The sequence below is a fragment of the Terriglobus sp. YAF25 genome, assembly GCF_052113305.1.
Taxonomy (GTDB): domain Bacteria; phylum Acidobacteriota; class Terriglobia; order Terriglobales; family Acidobacteriaceae; genus Terriglobus.
This window is the reverse complement of record NZ_JBFRCY010000276.1, coordinates 1-5418: the sequence shown is the minus strand read 5'-3', so window position 1 is coordinate 5418 and position 5418 is coordinate 1. Positions and strand designations below refer to the sequence as shown.

Annotated in this window: 4 protein-coding genes and 1 tRNA gene; 1 reads left to right on the top strand and 4 read right to left on the bottom strand. The window is 57.4% G+C overall.

Translation table 11 applies throughout. The features are described from left to right. Positions 1–144: 144 nt before the first annotated feature. Positions 145–1299: an ROK family protein gene (locus tag AB4043_RS13000; RefSeq protein ID WP_442307228.1), complete on the bottom strand. Its 1155-nt coding sequence runs from the start codon at positions 1297–1299 to the stop codon at positions 145–147. Between the two features lie 189 nt (positions 1300–1488). Here AB4043_RS13000 and AB4043_RS12995 point away from each other — a divergent pair. Further along, positions 1489–1565, top strand: a tRNA-Val gene (locus AB4043_RS12995). A 28-nt stretch (positions 1566–1593) separates the two neighbouring features. Here the strand turns inward: AB4043_RS12995 and AB4043_RS12990 are convergent. The 3 genes from AB4043_RS12990 to AB4043_RS12980 form a co-directional block, all read right to left on the bottom strand. Next, positions 1594–3186, bottom strand: a complete 1593-nt coding sequence (locus AB4043_RS12990; protein WP_442299623.1) for a carboxylesterase/lipase family protein — start codon at positions 3184–3186, stop codon at positions 1594–1596. 116 nt (positions 3187–3302) lie between these two features. After that, positions 3303–4964 carry a M20/M25/M40 family metallo-hydrolase gene (locus AB4043_RS12985; protein WP_442299624.1) on the bottom strand — a complete coding sequence of 554 codons (1662 nt, stop codon included), beginning with the start codon at positions 4962–4964 and terminating at the stop codon, positions 3303–3305. An 88-nt stretch (positions 4965–5052) separates the two neighbouring features. Further along, positions 5053–5418, bottom strand: a 366-nt coding sequence (locus AB4043_RS12980; RefSeq protein ID WP_442307227.1) for a hypothetical protein, incomplete at its 5' end; no start/stop codon positions are given.

Here is a 5418-nt window from a genome sequence, read left to right as displayed (position 1 = left end):
GAGCCGTAACCGTCAAGTAAAGACGCTAGAGCATTTCTCCTGTAGGTGTAGTGTAGGGATTCGTTATCTATGGGCGTTTTCCATAATGAAAACGCCGCTGCACTCCACTTCCGGGCTACCCAGCAACAGGAGAAATGCTCTAGACTACAGCGCACGGTCATTCATTACGAGAGCCACCGCGCTCCGCAGGCGCGCCAGACTTCCCTCAAATGCAGGACGAAGCCTGGGACCGCTATGAAAGGCATTCCGGCGCATCTCTTCTTCGACAACCGGTGAGATCAGCTGCCAGACCGTGGTGATATCACCGACGATGACGATCTCGCTCGGAGCAAGGCCTGAGGCGATCATACGCAGACCTTTACCGAGGCAACGGCCCATTGTTTGGATGGCAGCGACGGCGTGCTCCTCGCCGATCTGCGCCAGGTGCAACAGCGTATCGAAGGCCGCCAGACGACTGCCACCCTGCTGCTCGTAATAGCGCAGTCCTGCACGGTTAGAAGCCGTGACCTCCCAGCAGCCATGACTACCGCAGGCACAGGCCGGTCCGGCCTCTTCCATCTGCACGTGGCCAAACTCGCCGGCCATACCAGCCTCTCCACGAAGAAGCTGACCATTGGCGAAGATGCCTGTACCGATTCCCTCAGCGACATTCACGACGACAAGATCGTGCATACCGTCGCTTTCTCCAAACCAGACCTCGGAGAGAGCACAGGCGTTGGCGACATTGTCCATCTCAACGCGCAGACCCGTGGCTCGCTCGATGCGCTGCTTCACGGCCAGCACCGGCCAATGAAGGTTGGGCGCAAAGATAAGCTTCTGCTGGTCAAGGTCGGCACGGCCCGGGACACAGATGCCGATGCCATCGAGAGCACGCTCGGGATGAGTATCCACCATGCGTTTGACGGCCTTGATAATGGCGTTCATCGCCAGCTTGGAGTCATCGGGGAGCGGGACGATACTCTGCGAGATCACGCGGCCGCCAAGATCGACGATGCCGAGCGTTGTCTGTGCCGGATGAATGTCGAGCGCAAGGACAGCGCGCTTATCGTTCACCTGCAGGAAGGTTGGACGTCGCCCACGAGGCAGGCGGCCGACTTCGCCTTCAATAATCCATCCTCCGGAGATCAGCTCTTCTACGATCAGCGAGACCGTACTGCGCTGCAGGCCGGAGAGACGTGAGAGTTCCGCTCTGGAGACGGGCTGGYGCGTGCGGACAAGATTGAAGACCAGCGACAGGTTGATCTGCCGCGGTGTCTTGTTCGAAGCGCTCTGGTGACGTGTAAGGCGGAATCGTTGCAAGCTTGGGTCCGTGCGTTACGTTCTCAGCATCTTAGCTGGAGTGCCGAGGGTGTGTCATCAAACTCGTGCCGTCAGCGCCGGGAGTTGGATGACACACCCTAACGATACGAAAGCCTTTCGTTTTCTTTGCAATCCATAACGGGACAAGACGGTCATTCACATAAATTTGCGATAGACTTATAGAGGAATGGGCGGATAGCTCAGTTGGTTAGAGCGCCTGCCTTACAAGCAGGATGTCGGGGGTTCGAGTCCCTCTCTGCCCACCATTCCTCACCCGCTAAAATCCCTCAACAATCAAGGTTTGACCGAAGCAGTTGCCGGTTTTTGCCAGGCGCTGTCCAGGAACAAATACCTGTCGCGATGCGAATCGGCTTTCGCTGCGGAGTTCTTATCCAGCACCATCATCTGCCATTGGCTCGGCCCGTAGACAGGCCACTTGGGCAATCCTGCTCCATTGGGGTCGCCGGTGCGTGCAAAGTTGGTCCAGTAGTCCTGCATCTGCTCAGAGAGCTTGCGATCTTCAGGGCGCACTACGACCTCCAAACGGGAGTCCAGTGTTCCGAAGACGTATTCAATATCGTCGGAGTGAAACGCTCCCACAGCAGGCGTATGGTAGCGGTCACCTGGATTCGGGAGGGCGAACTTATAGCGATACACCGGCTTCGTTCCGGTAGCCGTATGAGCCTCCAGCCACTTCCACGTGGAGTAGGCGATGAAGCGGTCGCCGGCGTAGTCAGAGGCGGACGCCACCGCTTCTTCAGGGGTTGCTGTGCTGTAGAGCTTCAGGAACTCCGAAGCCTGTGTTGGGAACTCACGATTCGCCTGTGCAGCGAAGCCTTCGGCGCTGAAGCGATTGTTTCCACCGACTACTCCTCCGCGAGCTTCATCGGCATTCCATCCGGCGAGCAGTGGGATGTGAGCTTGTTCACCTGCGGCATAGATCTCTGCGGGAGGCTTCGGGAAGAAGTACCCATCGACGACCGGGCGGAAGGAAGGTCCGGGCCTCGTTGCCATGATGGGGCGGATGATGTCTTCTGTCGGAATACGCCGCAGTTCCGCGAGCTTCGCCGTGCCATAGGTCGTAAGTGCGAAGGCGGAGTCCGCCTTCTCCCGTTGCTCACGGCTCTCAATGGGGAAGGTGCCGGTGGTCATCACACTTCCGCTCTCGCCGATTGCTTTCTGAATAAGGTCTTTTGACAATGGCGAGGCCATTTGCGCGCTGACAGACATCGAACCTGCGGACTCACCAAAAATGGTGATGTTCGAGGGATCTCCACCGAACGCGGCGATATTCTGCTTCACCCACTGAATGGCTGCTGCCTGGTCCAGAAGACCGTAGTTCCCTGAAGCATGATTCGGAGATTCCGCTGTCAGCTCCGGATGTACGAAGAAACCGAAGATACCGAGCCGGTAGTTCATGGAGACAACGACGACGTTGCGATGGGCGAGATACTGACCATCCTGCCGGCGTTCCGAAGTACTTCCACCCGCGAAGCCGCCACCGTAGATCCAGACCATAACCGGCAGCTTGCTTGTCTCAGACGAAGCGGGAGTCCATACATTGAGGGTCAGGCAGTCCTCTGAGGCTCCCGGATCATGAAAGGCCATGTCTGCATAGCTCGCGGACTGCACGCAGTGGTATCCGAAGTCGTGTGCGGAGCGTACGCCCGTCCACGGCTCAACAGGCGCGGGTGGTGCCCAGCGCAGCTTGCCTACCGGGGGAGCTGCAAAAGGAATGCCCTTGAAGGACATGACCTTGCTATCTGGTGTCGGCTCTCCTTCGACAACGCCGCTGGCCGTTTTGACCTGCGGTCCTACTGCGGCGAAGGCTGTTGCTCCAAGGACAAAGGTTGCGGTGAGCGAAAACAGACAGCGTGCAAATCCCATGAGGAACCTCGGGAGCTACGGTAGCACACCGATGCGAGCCAAAGCATCTGCGACTAAGCTCTTCAACCATTCGTAAGTCCCGCGCTAAAGACCTGTCTTTGAGCGTGGAATCATCTTCACTTCCCTTTCGGCATATTGGCGAAGTGCCAGATGGTTGCGGCAACTGACTTCTCTGCTCCGGCGAGACCATAGACCTTTCCGGAGCCTTCAATGATGTAGTACTCGTTGGCCGCGTGCGCACGTCCTCCCATGCCGGCGCCACCGGCGGCAATCGGCATCTTCACATCGACAACGCGATCGCCGACATCCTGATTGGAGAACAGGTAGGCCGGCCAGTAGCCGCCAAGGATAGTCTCCTGCTCGAGAGGCTTCTGATAATTGATGCCGAACTCATCGAAGGTCTGCATGATGGACTTGGCGATATCGGAGTCGTAGCTCATCTTTGCCCAGGGGACATCGCCGATCAGCTTGACCTCGACGTCTTTGTAGCCGTTCTTGTCGAGCTGGGCGCGAAGCTTCTTCACAATATCGGTGCCGTGCATGTTCGGAATGTAGCGGAAGTTATGCTTTGAGGTGATCTTGTTCGGCAGGATTGCACCTGCGCCGCCTGCATACATATTGCCGCCCCAGATGCCGTCGAGGTTGAAGCTGGTACCGTAGCGCGACATCTTCTGAATGGTGAATGGATCGTCGGAGATAAACCTCGCCACACCAAGGTTGTCCGCGGCGGACTTCACATTCATCTTGCCGGCGGAGCCCTTTAGCAAATCGGTCTCCTGGTTGGTGAGCGGCTGCATGTTCTCGAAGAATCCGTCGATCTTTGGGGTATTGCCATCGTCGGAGATCAGAGATCCGAGCATCTTGATGTGGCGCCACGCCGGCGAGTCGACCGAACGCTTGTAGGAGCCGTGGATATCTGAGACCGTAGGCCCGCGACCCCAGCTCTTTCCGCTGGTCGTCAATTCCACATAGACGCACCCCTCTGAGCCTCCGGAGATGTTGGCTCCTCCGCCCGCGCTCTGACCGGCGAAGCGCAGCATGGCGTCAGCGCCTTTGAAGAGGTCCGGATGATCCTTCATGAACTTGCGAAGACCAATATCCATGCGCTCTTCATCGCCTTCCGCCACGAAGATCAGGTTGACTGGGAGCTTGCCCAGCACCTTCTTCATCGACATGAAGGCTTCAAGCTGTGCGAGCTGTGGCCCCTTGGAGTTCACTGCACCGCGACCGATGAGGACCTTCTTGAATGATGGATCGATACCGGCGGTCTTTCCATCGACCAGGCGGCCTTCAAACGGAGGCGCCACCCACAGGTCCGGCTGCGTGACCGGCATGGTGTCGTACATCCAGTAGATGACCAGCGTTTTGGGCGCACCCTCATCGCATTTCGCGTAGACCACAGGATTGCCCGGCGTTCCGTACTCCGTGATGCCGACATCGTAAACGCGGGTAGTCTGGCATCCCAGTTTGTCGAACATGCCTTTGACCATCTCAGCTGACTCGGGAATCCCTTCACCCGAGTTGGAGATCGAGGGTTGCTGAATCCAGTGCTGAAAATCGAGCACATGATCATCGACGTTGGCATCGATATAGTCGTAAACCTTCTTCAGTTCTGATGGTGTCCTGCTCAGATCCGGATGAACTGTCTCATCAGCCTGGGCTCGAATGCCGAGCTTCGGCTTATTCGCAGAGGTTGGGGTGCTGGAGTTCTTCTTGCTACATCCCGCAAAGACGACAAGGGATGCCAAAAGACACAACGGCGTGCGCTTCAGAAACATGTTCGATTGTCCTCGGTAAGCAGGTCGGCCGGGTTGAGTGCCGGTTGGGTAGACTCTAAGGCCGTTCCGCATTTGCGGTCAAGCGCACTTAGTCCGGAAGACTCGTTACGGCGGTGGTCATGAGAGCGGTATAACGCCGCCAACGATTTTCTGGACCTGCGGCGTCGACGTACTTCGCTACCCTGTCCAGACCGACCGTGTAGGTGAGCATATAACTGCGGTATTCGTTCAGGTAGGTCAGCATGGTCTCTCCATGTTCCATCAGCAGCTCTTCTTCTAATTGCGACAGTGCGCGAGCAAACTCCAACCGGCCGTCCAGATATTCGCGAGCGATCTCCGGTTCAGCGGTATGCAGCATGGCTACGAGCTTTTCGATACGGATGTAGCGCTCAATATCGCGCTGCGGCAGACCGGCGATGGGAAATAGAACATCGCGCTCAATCTGTACCCGCGC